Annotated in this window: 21 protein-coding genes; 8 read left to right on the top strand and 13 right to left on the bottom strand. The window is 68.7% G+C overall.

Annotation, left to right across the window (positions count from 1 at the left end; translation table 11 throughout):
• Positions 1–4 precede the first annotated feature (4 nt).
• The 5 genes from rng to QLQ83_RS01340 are packed head-to-tail and all read right to left on the bottom strand — an operon-like array spanning position 5 to position 4581.
• Complete coding sequence (gene rng, locus QLQ83_RS01360) at positions 5–1468, bottom strand: ribonuclease G (RefSeq protein ID WP_282733778.1); 1464 nt, start codon at positions 1466–1468, stop codon at positions 5–7.
• A gap of 33 nt (positions 1469–1501) precedes the next feature.
• A complete protein-coding gene (locus QLQ83_RS01355; RefSeq protein WP_282733777.1) occupies positions 1502–2107 on the bottom strand; it encodes a Maf family protein in 606 nt (201 codons plus the stop codon).
• Positions 2108–2124: 17 nt separating this feature from the next.
• Positions 2125–2613 (bottom strand): rod shape-determining protein MreD, encoded by a 489-nt coding sequence (gene mreD, locus QLQ83_RS01350; protein WP_282733776.1) that lies wholly within the window; start codon positions 2611–2613, stop codon positions 2125–2127.
• A complete protein-coding gene (mreC, locus tag QLQ83_RS01345) occupies positions 2613–3485 on the bottom strand; it encodes a rod shape-determining protein MreC (RefSeq protein WP_411971106.1) in 873 nt (290 codons plus the stop codon). Before mreC ends, mreD begins: the two co-directional genes overlap by 1 nt.
• A gap of 58 nt (positions 3486–3543) precedes the next feature.
• Positions 3544–4581: a rod shape-determining protein gene (locus QLQ83_RS01340; RefSeq protein ID WP_089846023.1), complete on the bottom strand. Its 1038-nt coding sequence runs from the start codon at positions 4579–4581 to the stop codon at positions 3544–3546.
• Between the two features lie 181 nt (positions 4582–4762).
• Between QLQ83_RS01340 and gatC the strand changes: the two genes are divergently transcribed.
• From gatC to QLQ83_RS01320, 4 genes are read left to right on the top strand one after another with little or no spacing between them, the layout of a single operon-like run.
• A complete protein-coding gene (gene gatC, locus QLQ83_RS01335) occupies positions 4763–5050 on the top strand; it encodes an Asp-tRNA(Asn)/Glu-tRNA(Gln) amidotransferase subunit GatC (RefSeq protein ID WP_282733775.1) in 288 nt (95 codons plus the stop codon).
• Between the two features lie 51 nt (positions 5051–5101).
• Positions 5102–6562 (top strand): Asp-tRNA(Asn)/Glu-tRNA(Gln) amidotransferase subunit GatA, encoded by a 1461-nt coding sequence (gatA, locus tag QLQ83_RS01330; RefSeq protein WP_282733774.1) that lies wholly within the window; start codon positions 5102–5104, stop codon positions 6560–6562.
• Positions 6562–8016, top strand: coding sequence for an Asp-tRNA(Asn)/Glu-tRNA(Gln) amidotransferase subunit GatB (gatB, locus tag QLQ83_RS01325; protein WP_282733773.1), 1455 nt, complete (start codon positions 6562–6564; stop codon positions 8014–8016). Before gatA ends, gatB begins: the two co-directional genes overlap by 1 nt.
• Before the next feature lie 26 nt (positions 8017–8042).
• Entirely contained in the window at positions 8043–8594 is a 552-nt protein-coding gene (locus tag QLQ83_RS01320) for a cupin domain-containing protein (protein ID WP_282733772.1), read from the top strand.
• Between the two features lie 8 nt (positions 8595–8602).
• Here the strand turns inward: QLQ83_RS01320 and QLQ83_RS01315 are convergent, their stop codons facing one another.
• The 4 genes from QLQ83_RS01315 to QLQ83_RS01300 all read right to left on the bottom strand — a co-directional run bounded on the left by QLQ83_RS01315 (position 8603) and on the right by QLQ83_RS01300 (position 12628).
• Complete coding sequence (locus QLQ83_RS01315) at positions 8603–8773, bottom strand: DUF6435 family protein (protein ID WP_282733771.1); 171 nt, start codon at positions 8771–8773, stop codon at positions 8603–8605.
• A gap of 150 nt (positions 8774–8923) precedes the next feature.
• On the bottom strand, positions 8924–10432 hold the full coding sequence (locus QLQ83_RS01310; protein ID WP_282733770.1) for an aldehyde dehydrogenase: 1509 nt from the start codon (positions 10430–10432) through the stop codon (positions 8924–8926).
• Complete coding sequence (locus QLQ83_RS01305) at positions 10429–11832, bottom strand: aspartate aminotransferase family protein (protein WP_282733769.1); 1404 nt, start codon at positions 11830–11832, stop codon at positions 10429–10431. Before QLQ83_RS01305 ends, QLQ83_RS01310 begins: the two co-directional genes overlap by 4 nt.
• Before the next feature lie 28 nt (positions 11833–11860).
• Positions 11861–12628 carry a gamma-glutamyl-gamma-aminobutyrate hydrolase family protein gene (locus QLQ83_RS01300; protein WP_282733768.1) on the bottom strand — a complete coding sequence of 256 codons (768 nt, stop codon included), beginning with the start codon at positions 12626–12628 and terminating at the stop codon, positions 11861–11863.
• Between the two features lie 257 nt (positions 12629–12885).
• Here QLQ83_RS01300 and QLQ83_RS01295 point away from each other — a divergent pair, with 257 nt between their 5' ends.
• Positions 12886–14259 (top strand): glutamine synthetase family protein, encoded by a 1374-nt coding sequence (locus QLQ83_RS01295; RefSeq protein ID WP_282733767.1) that lies wholly within the window; start codon positions 12886–12888, stop codon positions 14257–14259.
• A gap of 79 nt (positions 14260–14338) precedes the next feature.
• Here the strand turns inward: QLQ83_RS01295 and QLQ83_RS01290 are convergent, their stop codons facing one another.
• Positions 14339–14992 (bottom strand): GntR family transcriptional regulator, encoded by a 654-nt coding sequence (locus QLQ83_RS01290; protein ID WP_282733766.1) that lies wholly within the window; start codon positions 14990–14992, stop codon positions 14339–14341.
• Between the two features lie 146 nt (positions 14993–15138).
• On the opposite strand from QLQ83_RS01290, the gene QLQ83_RS01285 reads away from it, so the two are divergent.
• Positions 15139–16428: an NAD(P)/FAD-dependent oxidoreductase gene (locus tag QLQ83_RS01285; protein ID WP_282733765.1), complete on the top strand. Its 1290-nt coding sequence runs from the start codon at positions 15139–15141 to the stop codon at positions 16426–16428.
• 45 nt (positions 16429–16473) lie between these two features.
• On the top strand, positions 16474–17961 hold the full coding sequence (locus QLQ83_RS01280) for a Na+/H+ antiporter NhaC family protein (RefSeq protein ID WP_282733764.1): 1488 nt from the start codon (positions 16474–16476) through the stop codon (positions 17959–17961).
• A gap of 111 nt (positions 17962–18072) precedes the next feature.
• On the opposite strand, the gene QLQ83_RS01275 is transcribed toward QLQ83_RS01280, so the two are convergent.
• The 3 genes from QLQ83_RS01275 to QLQ83_RS01265 form a co-directional block, all read right to left on the bottom strand.
• Complete coding sequence (locus QLQ83_RS01275; protein ID WP_282733763.1) at positions 18073–18672, bottom strand: glycine zipper 2TM domain-containing protein; 600 nt, start codon at positions 18670–18672, stop codon at positions 18073–18075.
• Positions 18673–18888: 216 nt separating this feature from the next.
• Entirely contained in the window at positions 18889–19755 is an 867-nt protein-coding gene (locus QLQ83_RS01270; protein ID WP_282733762.1) for a methylenetetrahydrofolate reductase, read from the bottom strand.
• Positions 19756–19760: 5 nt separating this feature from the next.
• Complete coding sequence (locus QLQ83_RS01265; RefSeq protein WP_282733761.1) at positions 19761–20966, bottom strand: glycine cleavage T C-terminal barrel domain-containing protein; 1206 nt, start codon at positions 20964–20966, stop codon at positions 19761–19763.
• Between the two features lie 236 nt (positions 20967–21202).
• On the opposite strand from QLQ83_RS01265, the gene QLQ83_RS01260 reads away from it, so the two are divergent.
• The gene (locus QLQ83_RS01260) at positions 21203–23770 is read left to right on the top strand and encodes a GcvT family protein (RefSeq protein ID WP_282733760.1); all 2568 of its coding nucleotides are present in this window, start codon (positions 21203–21205) and stop codon (positions 23768–23770) included.
• The last annotated feature ends 2 nt before the right edge of the window (positions 23771–23772 follow it).

The raw sequence follows: 23772 nt of genomic DNA, 5'->3' as shown, positions 1-23772 counted from the left end.
GGGCTCACATCAGCACGATGTCGTACTGCTCCTGGGAGTAGTGGGTCTCCACCTGGAAGCGTATCGGCTTGCCGATGAACTCCTCCAGGTCGGCCACCGCGGCGGACTCCTCGTCGAGCAGGCGATCCACCACCGCCTGGGAGGCCAGCACGGCATAGGTCTCGGCGCTGTAGGCCCGGTCCTCGCGCAGGATCTCGCGGAAGATCTCGTAGCAGACCGATTCCGGGGTCTTGAGGGTGCCGCGCCCCGCGCAGGTCGGACAGGGCTCGCACAGCGTCTGTTCCAGGCTCTCCCGGGTGCGCTTGCGGGTCAGCTGGACGAGGCCCAGTTCGGTGACGCCGGTGCACTTGGTCTTGGCGTGATCGCGTTCCAGCGACTTCTCGAGCATGCGCAGCACCTGGCGCTGGTGCTCCGGGTCGTCCATGTCGATGAAGTCGATGATGATGATGCCGCCGAGGTTGCGCAGCCGCAGCTGGCGGGCGATGGCGGTGGCGGCCTCGAGGTTGGTCTTGAAGATCGTCTCCTCGAGGTTTCGATGGCCCACGTAGCCGCCGGTGTTGACGTCGATGGTGGTCATCGCCTCGGTGGGATCGATAACGAGATACCCGCCCGACTTGAGCTGTACCTTGCGCCCCAGCGCCTTCTGGATCTCGTCCTCGACGCTGAACAGATCGAAGATCGGCCGCTCGCCGGCATAGTGCTCGATGCGCTCCACCGCCGCGGGCATGAACTCCTGGGCAAACTCGATCAACTTCACGTAGTTTTCCCGGGAGTCGATGCGCACCTTCTCGATGTCGTCGCGCATCACGTCACGCAGGGTGCGCATGAACAGCGGCAGGTCGTCGTAGACCACGCTGGGGGCCGGCGCGGTCACCTTGCGCTCGCTGACCCGCCGCCACAGGCGCAGCAGGAAGTGCATGTCGGCGGCGAGCTCCTCGACGCCGACGCCCTCGGCGGCGGTGCGCACGATGAAGCCGCCGGTCACCTCCAGCTGCTGGTCGGCACCGGCCGCCTCGACCAGACCGCGCAGCCGCTCGCGCTCCATCTCGTCCTCGATGCGCTGTGAGACCCCGTGGTGGGGAGAATCGGGCATGTAGACCAGGTAGCGCGAGGGCACCGAGAGGTGGGTGGTCAGCCGCGCCCCCTTGGAACCGATCGGGTCCTTGGTCACCTGCACCACCAGGGCCTGGCCCTCGTGGAGCAGCTGGGCGATGGAGACCTGCTCGTCGGCCGGGGTACCGGGGGGCATCACCTCGTGGGCGTGGATGAAGGCGGCGCGGTCGAGGCCGATGTCGACGAAGGCGGCCTGCATGCCCGGCAGCACGCGTACCACCTTGCCCTTGTAGATGTTGCCGACGATGCCGCGGCGCCGGGCCCGCTCGATGAAGGCCTCCTGCAGCACGCCGTTCTCCACCACGGCGACACGGGTTTCCATCGGCGTCAGGTTGATGAGTACTTCACCGCTCATGCGGAAATCCTTGTCCAGAAAAGTCTGCGGCCATTATGACATAGGCCCGATCGGCAGCGCCCCGTTCCAGAGCGGCACGCCCTGCCGGGCCAGCAGCTCGGCGGTCTCGAAGAGCGGCAGCCCCACCACCGCCGAGTGGCTGCCCTCGATGTGCTCGACGAACACCGCCGCCAGGCCCTGGATGGCATAGCCGCCGGCCTTGTCCGCCGGTTCCCCGGTGGCCCAGTAGGCGGCAAGCTCCGCATCGCTGATCGGGCGCAGGAAGACGCGGGTGGTCACGCAGGCCGCCAGCAGCCCGGCGGGGCCCGTGACCGCTACCCCGGTGAGCACCTCGTGGGCACGACCGGAAAGCCCTCGCAGCATGGCCGCGGCCTGCTCGTGCCCCGCCGGCTTGCCGAGGATCGCGCCATCACACACCACGGCGGTATCCGATCCCAGGGCGGGGAGCGCGGATAAGCGGGCACCGGCCAGCGCCTTCTCGCGGGCCAGGCGGAGCACATAGTCGTGCGCCGCCTCGCCGGATCTCGGCGTCTCGTCGATATCCACGGGACGCACCTCCACCGCCACGCCGATCGCGGCGAGCAGGTCGCGGCGGCGTGGCGAGGCAGAGGCCAGGCACAGCTCGGGATCAGGGGTCATGACGGCTCCGGGGCGGGTCAGTCGCGGGCGAGGCGGCGTCCCAGCGCCTCGAACAGGGTGGTCAGCCAGGGCCAGAGCACCGCCCCGATCAGCGCGGAGAGCAGGAAGGAGAGGTGCATCGAGGCGGGCCCGAAGAGGGTTCTTAGCCACTGCTCGGCCAGCTGGACCATGCCCAGCAGTACGAAGATCAGCACCGCCTGCTGGACCAGCGAATAGGCCCGGAAGCGCGCATAGACCAGGGCGCAGAGGAAGGCCAGCAGCGACAGCAGCAGGGCATTCTGTCCCAGCGGCGCACCCTCGATGAGATCCACCAGGAGGCCCAGCACGAAGCCGTGGAAGACACCGACCCGCAGCGGCTCGCGCATGCACCAGTAGATCAACATCAGGCCCAGCCAGTCGGGACGCCACACCTGCCAGCCATCGGCCAGCGGCATCACCTGCAGGCACAGGGCCAGCAGCAGGGTCACCCAGATCCACAGCAAGTTGGCAGGCGGGGATGTGGCCATCAGGGCGTCTCCTCGTCGGACACCGCCGTGCCGATGCGACGGGCCGCCTCGAGGGCCGGGGCAGCCAGTTCGCCTTCGGGGGGCGCGGCGGGCGGGTCGGGCGGAAACAGCAGCAGGAAGTGCCGCGAGCGCTGAAGCTGGGCCACCGGCGCGGCGGTGACCCGGGCGAAGGGCTGGCCCGGGTCGTGGACCACCTCCGATACCCTGGCCACCGGGTAGCCCGGCGGGAAGCGCCCGCCCAGCCCCGAGGTGGTCAGCAGGTCGCCCTCGCGGATATCGGCCGTGTCGGGCACATGCGTGACGTTGAGGGCATCGTAGCTGCCCGCCCCCTGGAGGACGAAGCGCAACCCGTTGCGATTGACCTGCACCGGCAGGGCATGGCTCGCATCGGCCAGCAGCAGCACCCGACTGGAATAGGCCGAGGTGGCGGTGATCTGGCCGACCAGTCCCGAGGCATCCAGCACCGGCTGGCCGACGTAGACGCCATCCCGGCGACCGCGGTCGATCACCATCTGGTGGGTGAAGGGATCGGGGTCCAGCGACAGCAGCTCGGCGGTGATGTAGGGCATGTCACGCTGGCGGGTGGCCGCGAGCAGTTCCCGCAGCCTCACGTTCTCGGCGGTCAGGCTCGCCATTCGCTGCACGCGGTGGGACAGCGTCAGGATCTGCTCGCGCAGGCGACGATTCTCGTCCACCAGGGCCCGCTGGTCGGAGAGTGCCAGCGAGGCCCAGTTGAGGACGTCACTGGGCAGGCTGACCAGCCACTGGATGGGCGCCACCAGGGTGGAGAGCTGGGCCCGCACGGGCTCCATGCGGGTGAAGCGCGTATCGGCGAACATCAGCGCCGAGGCCAGGATCACGCACAGCAGCATGCGATAGCCCGGCAGCGGTCCATGCGAGAACAGCGGCTTGATAGGGCGTCCCCCCGAGTCAGTCGCTGGACAGCAGCTCGAAGGTGTGCTGGTCGATCATCTCCAGGGCCTTGCCACCGCCGCGGGCCACGCAGGTCAGTGGGTCCTCGGCGACGATCACCGGTAGCCCGGTCTCCTCGGCGATCAGCTTGTCGAGGTCGCGCAGCAGCGCCCCGCCGCCGGTCAGCACCAGGCCGCGCTCGGCGATGTCCGAGGCGAGCTCGGGCGGCGACTGCTCGAGGGCGCTCTTCACCGCGGCGACGATGGAGCCGAGGGTCTCCTGGAGGGCGTCGAGGATCTCGTGGGAGTTGAGGGTGAAGCTGCGCGGGATGCCCTCGGCCAGGTTGCGGCCGCGCACGTCGATCTCGCGCAGCTCGCCGCCCGGATAGGCGCAGCCGATCTCCTCCTTGATGCGCTCGGCGGTGGCCTCGCCGATCAAGCTGCCGTAGTGGCGGCGCACGTAGGCGATGATCGCCTCGTCGAAGCGGTCGCCGCCGACGCGGATGGATTCCGAGTAGACCACGCCGTTGAGCGAGATGATGGCGATCTCGCTGGTGCCGCCGCCGATGTCGACGACCATCGAGCCCTGGGCCTCCTCCACCGGCAGGCCGGCGCCGATGGCGGCCGCCATGGGCTCCTCGATCAGGAACACCTCGCGGGCCCCGGCGCCCTCGGCGGACTCCTTGATGGCACGGCGCTCGACCTGGGTCGACATGCAGGGCACGCAGACCAGCACGCGGGGGCTCGGCGTCAGGAAGGTGCTCTGGTGCACCTTGCGGATGAAGTACTGCAGCATCTGCTCGGTGACGGTGAAGTCGGCGATCACGCCATCCTTCATCGGGCGGATGGCGGTGATGTTGCCGGGGGTCCGACCCAGCATGCGCTTGGCGTCGGCCCCCACTGCGGCCACGCTACGCATGTTGCCGGACTGGCGAATCGCCACGACCGATGGCTCATCGAGCACGATGCCGCGACCGCGGACATAGATCAGCGTATTGGCCGTCCCCAGATCGATCGACAGATCGCTGGAAAACAGCCCCCTCAAGCGTTTGAACATGGAGTCGTTACCTAGTGCAGTCCGGGAACCCTGTGCGGACGCAAACGGTATCACCGCGGCCTACCGGCAGCAAGCAAAGTCCCGCGGCGCGCGGCATTCCCGGACCTGCCAGCGAGGCGGCGGATGTGGTACCTTCTGCGGTCATTTCCCAGACCCCACTGCCTGTCGAGGACATCCAATCATGGCGCTTGAACACGCAGACGTTCTCAGGGCCGCCCACCTGGCCCGGCTCGGCCTGGACGACGACGAGGCCGCCCACTACCTGGACGACCTGGGACGCATCCTGGCGATGGTCGACCAGCTCCAGACCCTGGACACCGAGGGGGTCGACCCGCTGGCCCACCCCCTGGAGACCACCCAGCGGCTGCGCGCCGACGAGGTCACCGAGACCGACCAGCGCGACCGCTTCCAGCGCTGTGCCCCGGCGGTGGAACAGGGCCTCTACCTGGTCCCGCGGGTCGTCGAATGACCCGCGCCACTCCCATCCGTTTCCGGCAAGCCATCACGGAGCCCAGGGCCCATGCATGACAAGACTCTGACGGAACTCGCCGCCGGCCTCGCCGCCGGCGAGTTCTCCAGCCGCGAGCTCACCCAGGCACTGCTCGCGCGCATCGACCGCCTCGACGGCGACCTCAACAGCTTCATTTCGGTGACCGCCGAGCAGGCCCTGGCCGCCGCCGACCGGGCCGATGCCGCCCGCGCCGCCGGCGACGCGGGCCCGCTGACGGGCGTGCCCCTGGCGCTCAAGGACATCTTCTGCACCGAGGGCGTCAAGACCAGTGCCGGCTCACGGATGCTCGACAACTTCATCGCCCCCTATGACGCCACCGTGGTCGAGAAGCTCAGGGCCGCCGGCACCGTGAGCCTGGGCAAGACCAACATGGACGAGTTCGCCATGGGCTCCTCCAACGAGAACAGCTTCTTCGGCCCGGTGAAGAACCCCTGGGACCGGGACGCCGTGCCGGGCGGCAGCTCCGGCGGCAGCGCCGCCGCCGTGGCCGCGGGCCTGGTACCCGCCGCCATGGGCACCGACACCGGCGGCTCGATCCGCCAGCCGGCCGCCTTCTGCGGCATCACCGGCTTGAAGCCCACTTATGGGCGGGTCTCGCGCTACGGCATCATCGCCTACGCCTCGAGCCTCGACCAGGCCGGCCCCATGGCGCGCACCGCCGAGGACTGCGCCCGCCTGCTCGGCGCCATCGCCGGCCATGACCTGCGCGACTCCACCAGTGTGGCCCGCGGGGTGCCCGACTACACCGAGGAGCTCGACGCCCCCCTGGCGGGACTGAAGATCGGCCTGCCCCGGGAGTACTTCGGCGAGGGGCTCGACCCCGCGGTGGAGAGCGCCGTACGCGAGGCGATCCGCGTCTACGAGTCGCTGGGCGCCACGGTGCGCGAGGTCAGCCTGCCGCACACCCACTACGCCATCCCGGCCTACTACGTCATCGCCCCGGCGGAGGCCTCCTCCAACCTGTCGCGCTACGACGGGGTGCGCTTCGGCCACCGCTGCGACGCCCCCGCCGACCTCACCGACCTCTACAAGCGCTCGCGGGCCGAGGGCTTCGGCGAGGAGGTCAAGCGACGCATCCTGATGGGCACCCACACCCTCTCCGAGGGCTTCTTCGATGCCTATTACAAGAAGGCCCAGCAGGTACGCCGGCTGATCCGCCAGGACTTCCTCGACGCCTTCGACGAGGTCGACGTGCTGATGGGGCCTGCCTCGCCGACCCCGGCCTTCGACCTGGGCGCCAGGAAGGACCCGGTCTCGATGTACCTGCAGGACATCTACACCATCGCCATCAACCTGGCGGGCATCCCCGGCATCAGCGTGCCGGCCGGCTTCGTGGGCCATCGCCCGGTAGGCCTGCAGATACTGGGCACCCACTTCGCCGAGGCGCGACTGCTCAACGTCGCCCACCAGTTCCAGCAGGCCACCGACTGGCACCTGCGTCGCCCCGCGCTTGCCGAGGAGACCCTCTGATGCAATGGGAAACCGTGATCGGGCTGGAGGTCCACGTCCAGCTCGCCACCAAGTCGAAGATCTTCTCCGGCGCCTCCACCGCCTTCGGCGCCGAGCCCAACAGCCAGGCGTGCGCCGTGGACCTGGGGCTCCCCGGCGTGCTGCCGGTGCTCAACGAGGCCGCGGTGGCCATGGCCGTGCAGTTCGGGCTGGGGATCCATGCCGAGATCCCCGAGGTGTCGGTGTTCGACCGCAAGAACTACTTCTACCCCGACCTGCCCAAGGGCTATCAGACCAGCCAGATGTATCATCCTATCGTCGGCCCAGGCGAGGTGGAGATCACTCTGGAGGACGGCGAGACCAAGCGCATCCGCGTGCATCACGCCCACCTGGAGGAGGATGCCGGCAAGTCGCTGCACGAGGACTTCCACGGCATGACCGGCATCGACCTCAACCGCGCCGGCACCCCGCTGCTGGAGATCGTCTCCGAGCCGGACATGCGCTCGGCCAAGGAGGCCGCGGCCTACCTCAAGGCCATCCACTCCATCGTGACGTATCTCGGGATCTCCGACGGCAACATGGCCGAGGGCTCGATGCGCTGCGACGTCAACGTCTCGGTGCGTCCCAGGGGACAGGCGAGCTTCGGCACCCGCACCGAGATCAAGAACGTCAACTCCTTCCGCTTCGTCGAGCGCGCCATCGCCTTCGAGGTGGAGCGCCAGATCGAGCTGCTCGAGGACGGCGGCGAGGTGGTCCAGGAGACCCGCCTGTTCGACCCCGAGCGTGACGAGACCCGCAGCATGCGCACCAAGGAGCAGGCCAACGACTACCGCTACTTTCCCTGCCCCGACCTGCTGCCGGTGGAGCTCGACCGGGCCTACGTCGACCACCTGCGCGACAACCTGCCGGAGCTGCCCGCCGACAAGCGCGCCCGCTTCCAGGAGGCGCTGGGCCTCTCCGCCTACGACGCCGGGGTGCTCTCGGCGAGCCGCGAGATGGCCGAGTACTTCGAGGTGGTCAAGGAGGTGTGTGGCGATGCCAAGCTGGCCGCCAACTGGGTACAGGGCGAGCTCTCCGGCGCCCTGAACCGCGAGGGCCTGCCGATCCAGGACAGCCCGGTCTCGGCGACCCAGCTCGGCGAGCTGGTCAGTCGGGTGATGGATGACACCATCAACGGCAAGGCCGCCAAGCAGGTCTTCCAGGCACTGTGGAACGGCGAGGGCGACAGTGCCGACGAGGTGATCGAGGCCAAGGGGCTCAAGCAGGTCACCGATACCGGCGCCATCGAGGCGATGATCGACCAGGTGATCGCGGACAGCCCCGCCCAGGTGGCGCAATACCGGGATGCCGAGCCCGACAAGCGCGGCAAGATGATCGGCTACTTCGTCGGCCAGGTGATGAAGGCCTCGCGGGGTACCGCCAACCCCCAGCAGGTGAATGCCCTGCTGAAAGAGAAGCTCGACGCGCTGTGCTGATCCCGCGCTGAGGGAAGGAGAACCGGATGTCGGATGATGTCGGCGCGCGACTGCGCGCCCTGCGCACCCTGAAGGGCATCTCCCAGCGCGAGCTGGCCAAGCGCTGCGGGGTCACCCACTCCAGCCTGTCGCTGATCGAGCAGGGCAAGGTGAGCCCCTCGGTCAGCTCGCTGAAGAAGATCCTCGACGCCATTCCCATGAGCGTCGGGGACTTCTTCACCATGGACCTGGAGAACGGACGACGGGTGTTCTACTCGGCCGAGGAGCTGGCCGACGTGGGCTCCGGCGACGTCATCTACAAGCTGGTGGGCGCCGATCGCCGCGATCGCGCCCTGGCCTTCATGATCGAGACCTACCCGCCCGGGGCCGACACCGGCCGCGAGATGATCGCCCACCAGGGCGAGGAGGCGGGCGTGGTGCTGGAGGGCGAGATCGAGATCACCATCGGCGCCGACGCCCGGGTGCTGGGTCCCGGCGAGGCCTACTACTTCGAGACCAACGTCCCCCACCGCTTCCGCAACCCCGGCCGCGAGCCCTGCCGCCTGGTCAGCTGCGCGACCCCGGCGCGGACCTTCTGACCCGTCCCTCAGGACGCCTTGAGCTTCTCGATCTCCTCGCGCAGTGCCTCCGCCTCCTCGGTCAGGGAGGCGTTGGCGCGCATGTCGCCGTTGCGGGCGGCCAGCATGGCCTGCTCGAGCTTCTGCTCGTAGGCCTTCTGCAGCTTCTTCGACGGGTCGCTCTTGAAGAGTCCGAACATGGCGCTGTCTCCTGCCGGGGAATGTCCTTACAGGCTACTCGCCCCGGAGGTAAAAGGCTATGCACAAGCTGTACAGATATTATTATCAGTACAAAGACAAGGCCGGCACTCGGGTGCCGGCCTCTACGCTTTCATACAGTGGAGCGCGGGTCAGGTGGCGAGCGACATCCAGACGCTCTTGAGGTCGGAGTACTCCTCCAGGGAGTGGTGGGACTTGTCGCGGCCGTTGCCGGACTGCTTGACCCCGCCGAAGGGCATGGTCTGGTCGCCGCCGGCCCAGTTGTTGACGAACACCTGGCCGGAGGCCAGCCGACGCGTCACACGCATGATGCGATCGATATCCTGGCTCCACAGGCCCGCGGCCAGGCCGAAGTCGCTGTCGTTGGCCAGGGCGATGGCCTCCTCCTCGCTGTCGAAGCCGAACACCGAGAGCACCGGGCCGAAGACCTCCTCGCGGCCAATGGCCATCGCCGGGGTCACGCCGTCGAACACCGTAGGAGGAATGAACAGCCCCTTGCCCTCCAGCGCCTGGCCCCCGGTACGCAACCGGGCGCCCTCCTCCACTCCGCGGCGGATGTAGTCGAGGATCCGGCGGTACTGGGCCTCGTCGACGATCGCCCCCATGAAGCTCTCGGGGTCGAGCGGGTCGCCGGGCTGCATCGTCTCGGCGGCGGCCAGCACCTTCTCGACGAAGGCCTCGCGGATCGAGTTCTCCACCAGCAGGCGGGAACCGGCGATGCACACCTCCCCCTGATTGTGGAAGATCGCCTCGGCGGCATGGCGGGCGACCCTGTCCAGGTCCCTGCAGTCGGCGAAGACCAGATTGGGGCTCTTGCCGCCGCACTCCAGGTAGAGGCGCTTGAGGTTGGACTGGCCGGCATACTGCATCAGCTGCTTGCCCACCCCGGTGGAGCCGGTGAAGGCCAGGCAGTCGACCTGCATGGAGAGCGCCAGCGCCTTGCCGACGGTGTGGCCGAAGCCCGGCAGCACCTGGAAGACGCCGCGGGGCAGCCCCGCCTCACGGGCCAGCTGGGCCAGGCGCAGCGCCGAGAGCGGTGACTTCTCCGAGGGCTTCAAGATGACGCTGTTGCCGGCGGCCAGCGCCGGGGCGATCTTCCAGGCGGTCATCATCAGCGGGAAGTTCCAGGGCACGATGGAGGCCACCACGCCCAGCGGCTCGCGCAGTACCAGCGCCAGGGTCTCCTCCCCGGTAGGGGCCACCTCGCCGTAGAGCTTGTCGATGCACTCCGCCTGGTAGCGGATGCAGCCGATGGCCCCGGCCATGTCGCCCAGCGAGCTGCCCACCGGCTTGCCCATGTCCAGGGTGTCGAGCAGCGCCAGCTCGTGCTTGTTGGCCTCCATCAGGTCGGCCAGGCGCAGCAGCACCTTCTTGCGCCGCCCCGGCGCCAGGCGCGACCAAGCGCCGCCGTCGAAGGTCGCCCGGGCATGGCCCACGGCCAGCTCGGCGTCGGCGGCGTCGCAGCTGGCGACCCGGGCCAGGCGCTCGCCGGTGGCGGGATTAAGGGTCTCGAAGGTCTCGCCGCTGACGGCCTCGACGAAGGTGTCGTCGATAAAGGCGCGGGCCTCCAGGCCCGGCGTCACGGCATCGGCCAGGGCCTGCCAGTCTGCCAGCGTCTTGGGGGGGTCGGGACGGCTCATGCGGGTCTCTCCTCGGGTTGCGGTTCGTCGGCGGCCCTCGGCACCAGGCACCGGGCGGTCTCGTCCAGCGCCTCACGGGCCAGGGTCACCAGGTCATCGATCTGCTCGCGGGTGATCACCAGGGGCGGGGCGATGATCATCGTATCACCCACCGAGCGCATCACCAGGCCACGGCGGAAGCTGATGTCGCGGCACAGGTTGCCAGCGGCGAGGGCCTTGTCGAAGCGCTCGCCGCTGGCCGGGTCGATGAGCTCCAGGGCCCCCATCAGCCCCAGCGAGCGGGCCTCGCCGACGAGGGGATGGTCGGCGAGCGTGGCCCAGCGGCGCGCCAGGTAGGGCCCCAGCTCGTCGCGGACCCGCTCGACCACGCCTTCGGCCTCCATGAGCTCCAGGTTCTTCAGCGCCACCGCGGCGCACACCGGGTGGCCGGAGTAGGTGAAGCCGTGGAAGAACTCGCCACCCTCCTGGATCAGGGTGTCGGCGACCCGATCGCCGACCAGCACCCCGCCGATGGGCAGGTAGCCGGAGGAGAGCCCCTTGGCGATGGGCATCAGGTCGGGGGCGAGATCATAGTGAACGCTGCCGAACCACTCGCCCAGGCGGCCGAAGCCGCAGATCACCTCGTCCACCACCAGCAGGATGTCGTAGCGCGAGAGAACCTCCTTGACCGCCGGCCAGTAACTCGCCGGCGGCATGATGGCGCCGCCGGCGCCCTGCACCGGCTCGGCGATGAAGGCCGCGACGGTCTCCTCGCCGAGCTCCAGGATCTTCTCCTCGATGGCCGCGGCGCACTGGCGACCGAAGGCCTCGGGATCCTGATCGCGCACATCGCCGAACCGCCCCTCTCCAAACCAGTAGGGCTGACGCACATGGGTGATGCCCGGCACGCAGGGGCCGCCCTGGTCGTGCATCGGCGCCATGCCACCCAGGCTCATGCCGGCGACGGTGGAGCCGTGGTAGCCGTTCTCGCGGCCGATCACCCAATGCTTCTCCGGCTTGCCCTTGAGTGTCCAGTAGCGGCGCACCATGCGCAGCACGGTGTCGTTGGCCTCGGAGCCGGAGCCGGTGAAGAAGACGTGGTTGAGGTGTGCCGGCGCCAGGGCGCAGAGCTTCTCGGCGAGCCTCACCGCCGGTGGGTGCGTGGTCTTGAAGAAGTTGTTGTAGTAGGGCAGCCGGCGCATCTGCTCGGTGGCGGCCGTCACCAACTCCACGCGCCCGTAGCCCAGGTTGACGCACCACAGGCCCGCCATGCCGTCGAGGAGCCGATTGCCCTCGGCGTCGTGGATGTAGACCCCCTCGGCGCGTTCGATGATGCGGCTGCCCTCCTCGCCCAATGCCTTGAAGTCGGTGAAGGGGTGCAGGTGGTGGGCGCGGTCCAGTGCCTGAAGCGAATGGGACATGATGGCTCTCCGGGTCGAGGCAATGGCCTCAGGCGTCGACGGCGGGTGACGGGATGCGGGCACCGCGATGGGCCTGGCAGGCCGCGGCGAAGGCCCGGAACAGGGCGTCATAGAGCGGGTGCTCGCGGGGCTTCCATTCGGGGTGCCACTGCACCGCCAGGGTGAAACCCGGTGCACCCGCGACCGAGATCGCCTCGACGAGCCCGTCCTGGGCCAGGGCCTCGGCGACGAGCCCCGGCCCCAGCTCGGCGATGCCCTGCTGGTGCAGGGAGTTGACCCGGGACGCCGGCTCGGGATGGAGCGCGGCGAGCCGCCCGCCGGGCACCAGCGAGATGTCGTGGCTCGGGGCATACTTCGCCTCGCGGTCGCCTTCCGGCTCACGGTGGTCGAGCATACCCGGCACCCGCTGCACCGCCTGGTGCAGGGTGCCGCCGAAGGCCACGTTGAGCTCCTGGAAGCCGCGGCAGATGCCCAGCAGCGGAAGCCCCAGGTCCAGGGCGGCGGGAATCCAGCCCAGCGCCGCGGCATCGCGATGGGGGTCATCCCGGGTGTTCTCCGGGGCCCGTTCGGCACCGTAACGCTGCGGCTCGACGTTGGTGTAGCTGCCGGTGAGCAGCAGGCCGTCGAGCGACGCCAGCAGCTCGCTCTCCACCGCGTCCTCCCACACCGGCAGGATCACCGGCGCCAGGCCATAGTCGCACAGGGTGGAGAGGTACTTGTCGGTGACCATGTGCGCGGGGTGGCCTTCCACCTCGCGCCGGCAGGCGATCACGCCTACCAGGGGTCGGGTGCGCATGGCGGTCTCCTCGAAACACGCGTGATGATTGTTATGCTTTGCTCAACATATATCCGTTGATTAACCTTGCCAACCCCCATCGACACCCCGTCACCATAGATATCCATCAGGTGACTGTAATAATAGGATAAAATTGACATGGAAAAGTCCGAAAGGTCGCCGACGCCTGGCGAAATACGTAAAAGATTTGACAACATGAGTGTGTGCTTCAAAGATGACAGCCATCGAACAATGACCCCAAGCCGATAGGTGGCCCCATGTCCTCCCCTGCCGATGAAGCCCGCGACTTCCTCGACCGCCATCCCGACGTGGACAGCGTCGACCTGCTGATCAGCGACCTGAACGGCGTGCTGCGCGGCAAGCGCATCCCCCGCGACAACCTCGAGAAGGCCTTCCGTGACGGGGTCAACCTGCCGGCCTCGGTTTTCGCCCTGGATATCCTGGGCAATACCATCGAGGCCACGGGCCTGGGCCTCTCGATCGGCGACAGCGACCGGGTCTGCCGCCCGGTGGCGGGCAGCCTGATGCCGAGCCCCTGGCTGCGCGACGCCCGCCAGGCGCAGCTGCTGATGACCATGACCGAGGCCGACGGGGCGCCCTTCTTCGCCGACCCCCGCCAGGTGCTCGCCCGGGTGCTGGAGCGCTTCCGTCGCGACGGGCTGACGCCGGTGGTGGCCGTGGAGATGGAGTTCAGCCTCGTCGACCGCCGCCGGGACGCCCTGGGCATGGTCCAGCCGCCCTGCTCGCCGGCGACCGGCGAGCGCGCCGCCCAGAGCCAGCTCTATTCGATCAACGAGCTCGACGAGTATGCCGAGCTGCTCGAGGAGATCCATGCCGCCGCCCGGACCCAGCGGCTGCCGCTGGACACCGCCCTCAAGGAGTGCGCCCCGGGACAGTTCGAGATCAACCTGATCCACTGCGATGATGCCCTGGCGGCCTGCGACAGCGCGGTGCTGCTCAAGCGCCTGATCAAGGGCGTGGCCCTGCACCATGGTTTCGAGGCCACCTTCATGGCCAAGCCCTATGGCCAGGAAGCCGGCAACGGCACCCACGTCCATATCAGCCTGCTCGACGAAGCCGGGAACAACGTCTTCGCGGCCGAGGACGACGCCCCGCTCGGCACGCCGCTGATGCAGCACGCCGTGGCCGGGCTGCTCGAGCTGATGCCGGCCTCCATGGCGCTCTTCGCCCCCAACCTCAACTCCTTCCGCCGCTTCCAGCCCGGGCTCTATGTGCCGATGGCCCCGACCTGGGGCTACGACAACCGCTCGGTGGCGCTGCGCATCCCCTCGGGACCCAACGCGGCGCGGCGCATCGAGCACCGGGTGGCCGGCGCCGACGTCAACCCCTACCTGCTGCTGGCGACCCTGCTCGGCGCCATCGACCACGGGCTGCAGCAGCGGCTGACGCCGCCGCCGGCCATCACCGGCAACGCCTATGACCAGGCCGCGCCCAGCCTGACCAACAGCTGGTGCCAGGCCCTGGACCTGCTGGAGCAGAGCGAGCCCCTGGCCGAGGCGCTGGGCGCGGACTTCCTCGCGGTCTTCCTGGCCAACCGCCGAGCCGAGCGGGACCAGGCCATGCAGGCCGTCAGCAAGCTCGAGTACGACTGGTACCTGCGCCACGTGTGACCTCGGGCGCCCGGGACTCCATGGGCGCCGGCAGAGCGTTGTCGCGCCGTCACGACACCGATCGCGCGACGCGGCAGGCCTACTCGAGCAGGCGCATTCCCTGTTCGATATCGGCGGCAATGGCGTTGCAGAAGCCCTCCCTGTCGCCCCGGGACAGGGCATGGGTCACGTCGCGATGATGGTCATCGGCGATGCGTGATGCGCCCCAGCGCGTGCCGATCTGTCGCATGCTGGGCCCGTACTGCAGCCAGAGGAGCTCGACCAGGGGCAGCAGCACCCGGGAGCGGCTGCGTCGATAGATCAGGAAGTGGAAGCGATGGTTGCCACGCATGTACGCCTGCATATCGCCGGCCTCGATGGCCGCATTGATCCGGGCATCGATGCCCTCGAGCTCAACCAGGTCCGCGGCGGTCAGCCGGGGGAAGGCCTGGCGGGAGACTTCGGTCTCGAGGCTCTTGCGCGCAAACAGCACCTCGTGAAAGCGCTCGCGGTTCAGTTCGGGGACCCGGATCTTGCGGCTGTCGGAGAAGACCAGTGCCCCCTCCGTCACCAGCCAGCGCACGGCCTCACGGGCGGGCATCGCGCTGGTACCGTACTCGGTGGCGATACGGCGTATCGAGATCAGGTCTCCCGGCGCAAAATCCCCCTCGCAAAGCCTCGTCCGCAGCTCCCGATGCAGCCGGGTGGCGGCGGTATCCGGCGAGAACCCTTCGCCCTGTGTCTGTTGCTCCATCGGCTTGCCATGTCGTCGTCATACACCCCGCCAGCATACCCCAAACTGGCGCCACTGCGGCTCCGCCCCGCACCGGGTTGCCACTCTCGCAAGGCCCTGCTAGTGTGATCACACGTATGTGATCACATCTTGCAGCGAGCATTTTCATGACCCAATCGCGCCCCCCTTCCTACTACTCCGCGTCCGTCATCAGGGAGTCCGATTACCCCGTCCTCGAGGGCCATCACCGGGTCGACGTCGCCATCGTGGGTGGCGGCTTCACGGGCGTGGCCACGGCCGTCGAGCTGAGCGAGCGGGGCTATCGGGTGGCGGTGATCGAGGCGAACAAGATCGGCTGGGGGGCCAGTGGACGCAACGGCGGCCAGGTCACCGGCAGCCTGTCCGGCGAGGATGTCATGCGCCGCCAAATGCGGCGCACCCTCGGCGATGAGGCTGCCGATTTCGTCTGGGACCTGCGCTGGCGCGGCCAGCGCATCATTCGCGAACGTGTCGAGAAATACGCCATTCCCTGCGACCTCAAGCACGGGCATCTCCAGGCGGCCTACCAGCCAAGCCATCTGAAGGCACTGCGGCGGGACTACGAGGCCTCCCAGTCCCACTGGATCGGCGAACATGTCCATTGGCTGGACAAGGCAGGGGTCGAAGACGTGCTCGGCACGCGGCTCTACCACGGCGCCCTCCGCAACGACTACAACATGCATTTGCATCCCCTGAACCTCTGCCTCGGCGAGGCCCGGGCGGCAGCAAGCCTGGGGGCCAGGATCTTCGAAGCGTCACCCGTCGTGGAGGTGGTGCACGGTGAATCCCCGGCCGTCATCGGCGAGCATGGCCGCGTCGAGGCCGATAGCGTGATCCTGGCCGGCAACGCCTACCACCACCTCGAGCGCCGGCGGCTCGGCGGCAGGCTCTTCCCCGCCTCGCTCGGCATCGTCACGACCGCCCCGCTGGACGAGGCCACCGCCATCGCGATCAACCCCCAGGACCTGGCCGTCTACGATACCCGCTTCGTGCTGGACTATTACCGCCTCACCGCCGACCGGCGGCTGCTCTTCGGTGGCGGCGCCAACTACTCGGGCAGGACGTCAGCCGACATCGCCGCCGAGCTGCGCCCGCGGCTGGAGCATACCTTCCCACAGCTCGAGGGCGTGGCGCTCGACTTCCAGTGGCAGGGACTCGCCGGAATCGTGATCAACCGCGTGCCGATGCTCGGCAAGCTCTCCCCCCACGTCTACTACGCCCAGGGCTACTCCGGGCACGGCATCGCCACCTCGCACCTCGTCGGCGAGATCCTTGCCGAGGCGGTCGATGGCAGCAGGCGGGAGTTCGATGCCTTCGCCAATGTCCGTCACTGGCGAGTCCCGTTCAGCGACCGTCTCGGCAACACCCTGCTGGCCGCCGGCATGTGGTACTACCAGCTGCTGGAACGCCTGCGCTGACCCACCCTACCACCCTCACACAATGACAAGATCGAGGAGGTCTCCATGGAAGCCAACGACAAGCTGATCAAGCAGGGCGCCCGCCCGTGGCACCGCTGGATGGTCATGATATTGCTCGCTATCGCATTGGCCGCCGTCGTCAGCGCCGTGGTCGGCACCAGCGGTGCCGACGCCATCGACGGGCCGTTGATCCTGGTCCCGACGGGACTCGTTCTGCTGCTTGCGCTGTTGTCCAGGCGTGCGCTTGAACCGCTGGTGTTCGGTGCCTTCGCCGGCACCCTGATGATGGATCCCACGAATGCGCTGAGCAGCCTCTCCGAGAGCCTGATGAGCGTGATGACCGACGAGGATGTCGCCTGGGTCATCATGGTCTGCGGCCTGATGGGCAGCATCATCGCCCTACTGCTGAAATCGGGCTCGTCCCAGGCCTTCGCCCGGGCCATGATGCGCTACACGACCGACAAGCCCCGCGCCCTGATGGGCTGCTGGTTCATGGGGATCGTGCTGTTCGTCGACGACTACCTCAACTCGCTGGCCGTGGGCACCTCGATGCGCAGGATCACGGACCACTTCAAGACATCGCGCGAGATGCTGGCCTACGTCATCGACTCCACCGCGGCACCGATCAGCGTCCTGATCCCCATTTCCACCTGGGCGGTATTCTTCGGCGCCCTGATCGAGAAGAACGGCGTCGCCGCGGACGGCCAGGGCGTGATGACCTATATCCAGGCCATCCCCTTCATGTTCTACCCGTGGATTGCCGTGGCCATGGTGCCGCTGGTCATCTACGGCAAGATCCCGCTGATCGGGCCAATGAAAACGGCGGAACGTCGCGCCGAACAACACGGGCAATGCGTGCCCGCGGGGGCCGAGCACATCGACGAGGACATTGGCCACCTCGAGGCGGATGCCAGTCACAAGGGCAGCGTCTGGTCCTTCCTGCTGCCCATGGCCTCCCTGGCCTTCTTCACCTGGTGGTTCGACCTGGATTTCCTGATGGGCATCTTCATCACCCTGGCCGGGATGATCGTGACCTTCATCGCCCTGAAGAAGCTGTCCGCCAGCGAGACCTTCGACAATATCGTCGAGGGCTTCAAGTCGATGATCGATGCCCTGGCGGTACTGGTGGCGGCCTTCCTGTTCAATGAGGTCAATACGGCGCTGGGCCTCAACGAGTACATCATCACCACCGTGGAACCGCTGATCTCCGCCGAGCTGTTGCCCTTCATCATCTTCAGCATCATGGGGTTCGTCTCCTTCGCCACTGGCTCGAACTGGGGCGTATTCGTGATCATTCTGCCCATCGTCGCCACCCTGGGGCACAACCTGGGCGCCGACATGACGCTGGTGATCGGGGCCACCCTGTCGGCCAGCACCTTCGGTAGCCACGCCTGCTTCTATTCGGATGCCACGGTGCTGACCTCCCAGGCCAGCGGCTGCACCCCCTTCCAGCATGCCTTCACCCAGCTGCCCTATGCGGCACTGGCGGGCATCCTGGCATCCGGTGCCTACCTGGTACTCGGGTACCTGTGAATGACGAGGTCTCGCCTTGACCGGCGACACGTCCGAGACACCTGCCCCCAACGACAGCGCCCCGGCCATCACTGACCGGGGCGCTGTCTTTCATGACGAGATGGAGCTCGCTCAGCCACCTTGCGAGGAGACGGCATTCCACTGCGGCTGCCCCTCCTCGAGCAGGACCCGGTCGCCCTGGGGCGGGCTGTCCAGGCGGCTGGTCTCGACCGTCTCGCCGTGGCGCCAGGTGACCTCGTAGCCCTCGGCCTCCTGACGGGTGTCGACCACGGTACGGCACTCCTGGCGGGTGGTGGTTCGCGGCTGGGACTGTGCCGCCTGGGCATGCTGGCGCGCCTCAACGCGCTCCTGGACCTCACGGCCGGCCAGGCCGCCGCCGATGGCACCGGCCACCGTGGCGATCTTCTTGCCGCTGCCGCCGCCGACCTGGTTGCCGAGCAGGCCGCCGACGATGGCCCCGGCGGCGGTGCCTACCACACGGTGGGGATCACGGCTGGCGCCCTGTCCCGAAGGTGCCTCCGGCTGCGACTGCACGACCACGTCCTCGCACACCTCGCGTGGGGTCTCCACGGTGCGCGTCAGGGTCTCGACGTTGGTGATCTCGGCGTACTCGGGGCCGCGCTGCTGGTCCTGGATCTGCCAGGCCCCGAAGGCCAGCCCGCCCAGCCCCAGCACGGCCAGGGTGGAACCCACCACGATCGACTTGCTCATCTTTCACCTCCTGAAGGGCGCGGGACGCCACTCGCTGAAACACCACCGGACTCCAGGCGTGCGTGACCATGAAGGCTTGGGGCGATGAGAGGGGTAGCGCAGTCCGGCGCCATCCCACGCGGCCCAGTATAGGACGATGCGCCCTGTCGGAGTGACGGAGGAGCCGGCTTCCACATTCTCTCCCTACGCGTCGTCTGATGGAGACAGTCGCGGCGGTCAGGCCAGGGGCTCGCCGGCGGAGGTGATGAGGTGGGGATTCGCTTCATCTCTCGCTGGCCGCTCGGGCATCAGATCCTGACGCGCCTCCAGCCAGCCGCGGGTAGCCGCGACCCGGTTGAAGGTAAAGACGTGCAGGCCGGCGAAACCGGCAGCGGGATCGCCCAGGCCCGGTCCAAGCCCCTCCAGCAGGGCATCGGGGCAGTAGGACGAGGGCCTCAGCAGTCGTGCCAGCCAGCCCGACTGGCGGCGTAGGGCGCGCACCGAGGGCCCTAGGCCCAGGCGCAGGGCGATGGCCAGCAGTCGTCTGGGCTCCATCACCCCGGGGATGCCGGCATGGAACGGCAGGGGCAGGCCGAGCCGCTGCTGCCGCTCACGCCAGGCCAGCAGCGGCGTCGCCTCGAAGCACAGCTGGGTGACGGCGTAGTCGGCCAGCGCCGCCTTGGCCTCGAGGTCGCGCTGCAGTGCCGTCGCCTCGATGCGGTGATGCCCCTCCGGATAGGCGGGCACGCCGAGACGCGCCGGCCGCAGCTCAAGCCCGGTCATGGCCTCGAGCAGCGCCCGGCCGTGGGGATAGGCCCCCACCGGACGTTCGGCATCCCCGCCCACCACGAAGGCATCTTCGATGCCCACCGCTGCGAGACGTCTCAGCAACTGCTCCAGGTGGGCGCGGTCGCGCACCAGCCGGGCGGCGAGGTGCGGCACCACCCGAACGCCCATCCCGACCAGCCACTCGCTGGCCTCCAGGGTGCGCTCGAGGCCGTGGCGCGGCGAGCAGGTCACGGTGACCATGGCGCCATGCGGCAGGTCCCGGGCCGCCTCCTGCATGCCTGCGATGGGTAGCAGCTCGTAGCGGGTCGCCGTCATCGTCCTCACCCCTTGGGAATTTCCTTGGAGGGATCGTGAAAGGGCTTCTCCACCACCCTGGCCTCCTGCAGGCCGGTATTGGCCTCGATGCGTAGCGCCGTGCCCAACTCGGCGTATTCGACCGGCACCATGGCGTAGCCGATGTTTCGCTCCTGGCGCGGCGAGCGGGTGGCAGAGGTCACCTTGCCGATACGCTCGCCGTCTGCATCGAACACGGGGAAGACATCGATCATCGAGCCGTCGGTGAAGTAGCCCACGCTGGGGCCGTCGATCTCCACCCCCACCAGCTTGCGTGTCACCCCCTCGGCCTTGATGCGCTCCAGGGCGGCACGGCCGATGAAGTCGTCGTCGCCGCGCAGATCGACCATCCAGTCGTAGCCCATGCCCACCTCGAAGGGGTTGGTGTCGTACCAGATATCGCAGCCGAAGGCGAGGATGCCGCCCTCGATGCGGCGGATGTGGCAGGGGCCGATCACCTGCATGCCGTGGGGCCGGCCGGCCTCGAAGACCCGCTGCCAGAGCGCCTCGCCGAAGCGACTGGCCTCGCGCAGGTAGATCTCGTAGCCGATCTCGCCGGAGTAGCCGGTGCGCGAAATCACCACCGACATGCCGTCGAGCTCGGCCTCCATCAGGTGGTAGTAGGGCATGCCCAGCACCGCCTCGCCGAACAGGTCCACCATCACCGCCTTGGCCTTCGGTCCCTGGACCTGCACCGGCGCCACGTCCACTTCCTGGAGGGTCACGTCGAGCCCGGCATTGACCGCCAGCCCCCGGCACCACAGCAGGATGTCGCTGTCGGCCAGCGAGAGCCAGAAGCGGTTCTCCTCGATGCGCAGCAACACCGGGTCGTTGAGGATGCCGCCGTCGGGAGCGGTGACAAAGACGTACTTGCACTGCCCCACCTGGCAGTGGCGCATGTCGCGGGGGACCAGCCGCTGGGTGAAGGCGAAGGCGTCGGGCCCGCTGATCTCGATCTGGCGCTCGACGCCGACGTCCCACAGGGTCACGCCCTGCACCAGGGCCCAGTACTCGTCAACCGGGTCGGTGTAGAGGCGTGGATGGTAGTGGTGGTTGTAGACGCTGTACTTGCGCACCCCGTGCCGCCGCGAGGCGTAGAAGAACGGTGACTTGCGGATGCGCGGATAGAGCAGGATCTCCGGCGCCGATGGGGTGTTCTGAGTGCTCTGGATGCTCTCGATGGCCTGGGACATGACCGCCTCCTCGAGTGTCGCTGTGGCGGGGACCGACGCCCGCCGGCCGCCCTTGCCTTCGACACTAGCCCCTGGGCCGACCGCCCATCTCGCTGTGGGCGTCGAGCTCTTTGGCGTGGGCGACAGGGCCGGCCGCGGCCTGTCGCCGCCAGGCAAGGGGGCGTCGCCGCGGGACAGCGTGCCTCTCGGGGCCTGCCTTATCCTGCGGGGAAACCCTCGGACTGAGGAGGACGATCATGGCGGCACTCCCCTCACAGGCAGACGTGGTGATCATCGGCCTGGGCGGCATCGTCGGCGCCTCGGTGGCTCATCACCTGATCGAGCAGGGCTGGACGAACCTGGTGGGCCTCGAGAAATCCGCCATCCCGTCGGACATCGGCTCCACTGCTCACGCCTCCGACTTCTGCTTCATGACCTCCCACGACCGGCTCTCCTGCTACACGACCACCTATAGCCAGCGCTTCTACGAGGCGCTCGGCCACTACCACAAGGTCGGCGGCCTGGAGATCGCCCGGGTCGGCGACGAGGCGCGGCTGGCCGAGCTCCAGCGCAAGGTCGCCTCGGGCAAGGCGTTCGGCACCAACGTGCGCATGGTGGACGCCGACGAGGTGGTGGCACGCTTCCCGCTGCTCGACCGCGACCGGGTGCTGGGCGGCATGTGGGATCCCGACGCCGGCCTGGTGATCCCGCGCTCCCAGCGGGTGGCCGGCGAACTGATCGAACGCGCCGTGACGGGCGGCCGGCTGCGCGCCTTCGCCGAGACCCCGGCGCTGGATATCGACGTCCGGGACGGCCGGGTATGCGGCGTCGAGACGCCCAGGGGCTACGTTGCCACCCCGCGGGTGATCGTCACCTCGGGCATCTGGGGCCCGATCCCCGCCGCCATGGGCGGGGCGGCCCTGCCGCTGATGCCGGTGGAGCATCCGCTGCTGTTCTTCGGCCCCTTCGACACCTTCGCCGGCACCGGCAAGGAGATCGGCTATCCGCTGCTCCGCGACCAGGGCAACTCCGCCTACATGCGCGATACCGGCGACCCGACCAGCACCGAGGGCGGCCAGCTGGAGTGGGGCTACTACGAGTCCCGCGAACCGCGGCTGGTGGCCCCTCGCGCCATCCTCGAGCGCGACCGGGCGCGCCTCTCGCCCTCCATGCGCGACCTGGAGCTGGATCAGGTGGCCGAGGCCTTCGAGCGGGCCATCGACCTCGCCCCCGTTCTCGGCGAGCTGGGCTGGGACGAGAAACACTCCTTCAACGGCCTGCTCTCGGTCACCTCGGACGGCGGCTCCCTGGTGGGCGAGTCGCCGGAGACCCGCGGCCTGTGGTTCTGCGAGGCCGTCTGGGTCAAAGACGGCCCCGGCATGGGCAAGCTACTGGCCGACTGGCTGACCCACGGCCGCGCCGAGCCCGACCCCTGCGGCATCGACATCGCGCGCTTCTACCCGGTGCAGAAGACACCCCATCACGTCCAGGGCCGCTGCCGGGAGATCGCCCGCAAGATCTACGACCCGCCGGTGCACCCCCGCGAACCCTTCGAGAGCGGCCGCGACCTGCGCCGCGGTCCCTTCTGGCCGCGCGAGAAGGAGCTCGGCGGCTTCTTCATGGAGGCCGCCGGCTGGGAGCGCGCCCACGGCTACGCCGCCAACGAGGCACTGCTGGAGCGCTATGCCGAGCACGTACCCGAGCGCCCGGCGGAGTGGGACGCCCGCCACTTCTGGCGGGTGTCCAATGCCGAGCACCTGGCGCTCTCCGACGACGTGGGCATGATCAACCTCTCCCACTTCGCCATCTACGACATTTCGGGCCGCGATGCCGAGGCGCTGCTGGAGTGGCTCTCGGTGGCCCGGGTGGGCGGCGACACCACCGTCGGCAAGGGGGTCTATACCCACTTCCTCGATGCCGCCGGCGGCGTCCACTCGGATCTCACCATCGTGCGCCTGGCCACGGACGCCTGGCGGGTGATCTGCGGCGGCGACACCGGCCACCGCGACCTGATGTGGATCACCCGCCGCGCCGAGGCGGCCGGGCTGACCCGCTGGCACCTGGAGGATCGCAGCGACGCCCTGGCCACCCTGGGCCTGTGGGGCCCCAACGCCCGGCGCACCCTGCAGGCCCTGGCCGACGACCCCGAGGGCCTGGACGACGCCCGCTTCCCCTTCGCCACCGCCCGCGAGATCCGCGTGCAGGGATTGCCGGTGTGGGCCTTCCGCATCTCCTATGTCGGCGAGCAGGGCTGGGAGCTCTATGTGCCCTTCAGCTACGGCCTGGCGCTCTGGGACCGACTGTATGACGCCGGGGTGACGCCGGTGGGCATCGAGACCTACGCCAACAGCCGCCGCCTGGAGAAGAGCCTGCGGCTGCAGAACGTCGACCTGCTCACCGACTACAACCTCGTCGAAGCGGGCCTGGCGCGGCCGAGGGTCAAGGCCGCGGACTTCCACGGCAAGGCGGTCTACCTGGAACAGCGAGGCCGCGAGCGCCAGCCGGCCACGCTCTGCACCCTGGTCATGGAGGCACACCACGACGCCGCCGGCACCCCGCGCTTCCCGGTCGGCCAGTCGCCGCTGCTCGACCCCGAGAGCGGCGAGGTGCCGGTGGACGCCCTGGGCCGGCGCTCCTACGTGACCAGCATCGCCTATGGCCCCTCGCTTGGACGCAACATCGCCCTGGCCTACCTGCCCGCCGACCACGCCGAGGAGGGGCGACCCCTGCTGCTGGAGTACTTCGCCGAGCACTTCCCGATGCGGGTGGCGGCCGTCGGCTATCGGGCCCTCTATGATCCGGAGAACGCCCGGCCGCGAGGCTGAGG

The sequence above is a fragment of the Halomonas rhizosphaerae genome (genome assembly GCF_030010555.1).
GTDB lineage: Bacteria > Pseudomonadota > Gammaproteobacteria > Pseudomonadales > Halomonadaceae > Halomonas > Halomonas rhizosphaerae.
The sequence above is the reverse complement of the archived record's forward strand: the minus strand, read 5'-3'. Positions and strand labels throughout refer to the sequence as shown.

Bases quoted from the DNA above. Each gene is read 5' to 3' on its own strand.
- rng (WP_282733778.1), bottom strand. From the start codon at position 1,468: ATGAGCGGTGAAGTACTCATCAACCTGACGCCGATGGAAACCCGTGTC.
- QLQ83_RS01355 (WP_282733777.1), bottom strand. From the start codon at position 2,107: ATGACCCCTGATCCCGAGCTGTGCCTGGCCTCTGCCTCGCCACGCCGC.
- mreD (WP_282733776.1), bottom strand. From the start codon at position 2,613: ATGGCCACATCCCCGCCTGCCAACTTGCTGTGGATCTGGGTGACCCTG.
- mreC (WP_411971106.1), bottom strand. From the start codon at position 3,485: ATGCTGCTGTGCGTGATCCTGGCCTCGGCGCTGATGTTCGCCGATACG.
- QLQ83_RS01340 (WP_089846023.1), bottom strand. From the start codon at position 4,581: ATGTTCAAACGCTTGAGGGGGCTGTTTTCCAGCGATCTGTCGATCGAT.
- gatC (WP_282733775.1), top strand. From the start codon at position 4,763: ATGGCGCTTGAACACGCAGACGTTCTCAGGGCCGCCCACCTGGCCCGG.
- gatA (WP_282733774.1), top strand. From the start codon at position 5,102: ATGCATGACAAGACTCTGACGGAACTCGCCGCCGGCCTCGCCGCCGGC.
- gatB (WP_282733773.1), top strand. From the start codon at position 6,562: ATGCAATGGGAAACCGTGATCGGGCTGGAGGTCCACGTCCAGCTCGCC.
- QLQ83_RS01320 (WP_282733772.1), top strand. From the start codon at position 8,043: ATGTCGGATGATGTCGGCGCGCGACTGCGCGCCCTGCGCACCCTGAAG.
- QLQ83_RS01315 (WP_282733771.1), bottom strand. From the start codon at position 8,773: ATGTTCGGACTCTTCAAGAGCGACCCGTCGAAGAAGCTGCAGAAGGCC.
- QLQ83_RS01310 (WP_282733770.1), bottom strand. From the start codon at position 10,432: ATGAGCCGTCCCGACCCCCCCAAGACGCTGGCAGACTGGCAGGCCCTG.
- QLQ83_RS01305 (WP_282733769.1), bottom strand. From the start codon at position 11,832: ATGTCCCATTCGCTTCAGGCACTGGACCGCGCCCACCACCTGCACCCC.
- QLQ83_RS01300 (WP_282733768.1), bottom strand. From the start codon at position 12,628: ATGCGCACCCGACCCCTGGTAGGCGTGATCGCCTGCCGGCGCGAGGTG.
- QLQ83_RS01295 (WP_282733767.1), top strand. From the start codon at position 12,886: ATGTCCTCCCCTGCCGATGAAGCCCGCGACTTCCTCGACCGCCATCCC.
- QLQ83_RS01290 (WP_282733766.1), bottom strand. From the start codon at position 14,992: ATGGAGCAACAGACACAGGGCGAAGGGTTCTCGCCGGATACCGCCGCC.
- QLQ83_RS01285 (WP_282733765.1), top strand. From the start codon at position 15,139: ATGACCCAATCGCGCCCCCCTTCCTACTACTCCGCGTCCGTCATCAGG.
- QLQ83_RS01280 (WP_282733764.1), top strand. From the start codon at position 16,474: ATGGAAGCCAACGACAAGCTGATCAAGCAGGGCGCCCGCCCGTGGCAC.
- QLQ83_RS01275 (WP_282733763.1), bottom strand. From the start codon at position 18,672: ATGAGCAAGTCGATCGTGGTGGGTTCCACCCTGGCCGTGCTGGGGCTG.
- QLQ83_RS01270 (WP_282733762.1), bottom strand. From the start codon at position 19,755: ATGACGGCGACCCGCTACGAGCTGCTACCCATCGCAGGCATGCAGGAG.
- QLQ83_RS01265 (WP_282733761.1), bottom strand. From the start codon at position 20,966: ATGTCCCAGGCCATCGAGAGCATCCAGAGCACTCAGAACACCCCATCG.
- QLQ83_RS01260 (WP_282733760.1), top strand. From the start codon at position 21,203: ATGGCGGCACTCCCCTCACAGGCAGACGTGGTGATCATCGGCCTGGGC.